Below are 3,415 nucleotides of genomic sequence, written 5' to 3'. Positions count from 1 at the left end.
GCCAGGCCCACCCCGAGCATCGCCGCGCTCTTCAGTCCCGCGAAGGCCACCACGACCGCGACGGCGAGAAACGCCAGCGCGAAACTCAGGCGGGCCAGCCAGCGCTGCGACCGCGTGGCCTGCAGGGCCGTTCCGGAAGGATCTGGAGGCAGGCCTGACATGCGGCTATCGTGACCCGCCGGCGGCCAGGGGGAGATCACCCGGCGAGGGTGAGCAGTCCACCCTGATGCGGCAGTGCGTGCCGGCGGCCTCAGCCGCCCCAGCGAGCACGCGCGTCGCTACGGCCTCCGCTTTGGCCTCGGCGTTCCCTGAACCGCCGTATCTCGATCACGTTGGCACCGAAATTTTCGAGCCGGGCCAGGAAGGCTGCCAGTGCTGCCTGGTCGGGCAACGGCCCGTGCAGCACGGTCCCGACCGGCGCCGGGGCGGCACTCAGCAACTCGAAATCCTGCAAGACCTCGGAAGGCAGCATTCCCGCCACCCGGATCTCGTAATAGGCCACCATGGCGGCACCTCCAATCACCCAATCTCAGACGCCCACTGCCTCAGACGCCCACTGCCCACGCTGTCGCAGTACAACCACCAGCGGCCCATTCGTAGCGGGTGAACTTTCGCTGCCGGTCACCCCACGTTCAGCTGTTGTTCAAAGTCCGTGTTTGGCCGCCCTGTCATGGGTAGCGGGGAGTGCCGTTACGGCAATACGACATTCGACGCTTAGGGAGACAATCATGGCCAAGCATGACGTGGACCCGGTGCTACGGCAGCTAGTCCGGGCCATCAACGAGTCGGGCGAGGGCGCGGTGCCCGTCACCGTGTCCGCGCACGGCACGATCCTGCACGGCGTCCTGATCTCCGAGCGGCGGTACTTTTCCGAACTGGTTCAGCGGAACCCGCTCATGAGCGCCCTTGAGCCGTCCTCTGGCCTGCTCGGCAAGGAGTACGCCAAGGACACCGACTCGGAGTCAGACCACCACCTGCACCTCCTCGACGAGCACGTCCCGGCCGGGAGCAAGGCCGCCCGCGGGGCCACCGAGGGCCTGTGGCGCGTCAGCCTCGAGGCGGTCGACGGATGGGCGCTGCGGCACGGCGTGGCTGCCGAGGACGCGGCTGACGACAGGGGACCGTTCGCGCGCGTGCTCAGCAACAACTGACCGGCTCCGGGGCCAGACCCATCTCTTGTAGGACCAGTAGCGGAACAACGTCGCGAGGGCGATTCCGCCCGCCAGCGCGACGTTGTACGAGAGCTTGCCCTCCCACCCGAACGCGGAGGCCAGCCACACGCAGCCTTCGGAAATGGCGACACCGATCCCGTTCGCCACGCAGAACAGCACCGTCTCCCGGCCGAGCCCGCCGTGTTCGCGGCGCCGGAAGGTCCAGTAGCGGCTGGCCACGAAGCTGATCACCACGGCGGCGAGCGTCGCGATCGCCACCGCGGTGAAGCGGTCCAGCCCGGCGTCGTACCGCAGCAGGTTGGCGCCGCCGTCAGTGATGACCACGCCGGCCAGCCCGACCACGGCGAACCGGGCCGCCTCGCTGATCAGGTCACGGAACCTGCCGTAGAACTGCCTCATGCAGCCATCGTCGCCTGAGACGGTTCGCCGTGTCGTCGGCCGCCAGGCTGAAAACGCCGGTCATCCCCGGGGACGACGACCACCTAGGATTCGTAGTCATGATGTCGGTGACGCCGCTGCGATCCAGCGCGGACACCGCGAGCGAAGCGTTCAAGCGCAACCACGCGGCCAACAGCGCGCTCGCGGCGGAACTCAGAGACAAGCTCGAAACAGCGGCGCGCGGCGGCTCTGACCGCGCCCGCGACCGCCACGTCAGCCGCGGCAAGCTGCTGCCGCGCGACCGGGTGGACACCCTGACTGACCCCGGCTCGCCGTTCCTCGAACTCAGCCCGCTCGCCGCCGACGGCATGTACGACGGCGACGCGCCGGCGGCGGGCATCATCACCGGAGTCGGCCGCGTCGAAGGCCGCGAGTGCGTCATTGTCGCCAACGACGCGACCGTCAAGGGCGGCACCTACTACCCGATGACGGTCAAGAAGCACCTGCGCGCCCAGGAGGTGGCGCTGCACAACAACCTGCCCTGCGTCTACCTCGTCGACTCGGGCGGCGCGTTCCTGCCCAGGCAGGACGAGGTGTTCCCGGACCGCGAGCACTTCGGCCGCATCTTCTACAACCAGGCGACGATGTCGAAACGGGGCATCCCGCAGATCGCCGCGGTGCTCGGCTCCTGCACCGCCGGCGGCGCCTACGTCCCCGCGATGAGCGACGAGGCCGTGATCGTCAGGAACCAGGGCACGATCTTCCTCGGCGGCCCGCCGCTGGTGAAGGCCGCCACCGGCGAGGTGGTCACCGCGGAGGAACTCGGCGGCGGCGACCTGCACTCGCGCGTCTCCGGCGTGACCGACCACCTCGCCGAGGACGACACCGACGCGCTGCGCATCGTCAGGAGCATCGTCGCCACGCTCGGCCCGCTCACCCCGCGCCCCTGGGACGTCCACCCGTCAGAGGCGCCGCTGTACGACGCTGACGAGATCTACGGCGTCGTCCCCGCGGACCTGCGCACCCCCTACGACGTGCGCGAGGTCATCGCCAGGATCGCCGACGGCAGCCGGCTCGCCGAGTTCAAGAAAGAGTACGGCCCCACCCTCGTCACCGGCTTCGCCCGCATCCACGGCCACCCCGTCGGCATCATCGCCAACAACGGCATCCTGTTCAGCGAGTCCGCGCTCAAGGGCGCCCACTTCATCGAGCTGTGCGACCAGCGCCGGATTCCCCTGATCTTCCTGCAGAACATCACCGGCTTCATGGTCGGCAGGCAATACGAGGCGGGCGGCATCGCCAAGCACGGTGCCAAGATGGTCACCGCCGTCGCCTGCGCGCGAGTCCCGAAGCTCACGGTGATCATCGGCGGCTCGTTCGGCGCGGGCAATTACGCGATGTGCGGCCGCGCCTACTCGCCACGATTCCTGTGGATGTGGCCGAACGCCCGCATCTCCGTCATGGGCGGCGACCAGGCCGCGAGCGTGCTGGCCTCCGTCGGTAGTGGCGTCGGCAGCGACGAGGCCGACGTCCGCGAGCAGTACGAGCACCAGGGCAACCCGTACTACTCGACCGCCCGGCTGTGGGACGACGGGGTCATCGACCCGGCCGGCACCCGCCGGGCCCTCGGGCTCGCGCTGTCCGCGGCCGCCAACGCCCCGCTCGAGCCGGCCGGCTACGGCGTCTTCCGGATGTGAGGCGACGTGTTCAGTAAGGTCCTGATAGCCAACCGCGGCGAGATCGCCGTCCGGATCATCCGCACCCTGGACCGGCTCGGCATCGCCAGCGTCGCGGTCTACAGCGACGCCGACGCCGGCGCCCCACACGTCCGCGCGGCGCGCGAGGCGGTGCGGATCGGCCCGCCG

General features: G+C 69.6%; 4 protein-coding genes. 2 read left to right on the top strand and 2 right to left on the bottom strand.

All coding sequences use genetic code 11. The features are described from left to right. Positions 1-250: 250 nt before the first annotated feature. Complete coding sequence (locus tag WA805_RS22720; RefSeq protein WP_422289114.1) at positions 251-505, bottom strand: hypothetical protein; 255 nt, start codon at positions 503-505, stop codon at positions 251-253. A gap of 457 nt (positions 506-962) precedes the next feature. Beyond that, positions 963-1,571, bottom strand: a complete 609-nt coding sequence (locus WA805_RS22715; protein WP_425243353.1) for a GtrA family protein — start codon at positions 1,569-1,571, stop codon at positions 963-965. 101 nt (positions 1,572-1,672) lie between these two features. On the opposite strand from WA805_RS22715, the gene WA805_RS22710 reads away from it, so the two are divergent. Next, entirely contained in the window at positions 1,673-3,247 is a 1,575-nt protein-coding gene (locus WA805_RS22710) for a carboxyl transferase domain-containing protein (protein ID WP_422282047.1), read from the top strand. A 6-nt stretch (positions 3,248-3,253) separates the two neighbouring features. After that, positions 3,254-3,415 (top strand): biotin carboxylase N-terminal domain-containing protein (locus WA805_RS22705; RefSeq protein ID WP_425243354.1); only part of this gene is annotated, 162 nt, incomplete at its 3' end.

Source organism: Trebonia sp., assembly GCF_049794275.1.
GTDB lineage: Bacteria > Actinomycetota > Actinomycetes > Streptosporangiales > Streptosporangiaceae > Trebonia.
Note: the sequence above shows the minus strand (reverse complement) of the source record. Positions and strands in the feature narration are given on the sequence as shown.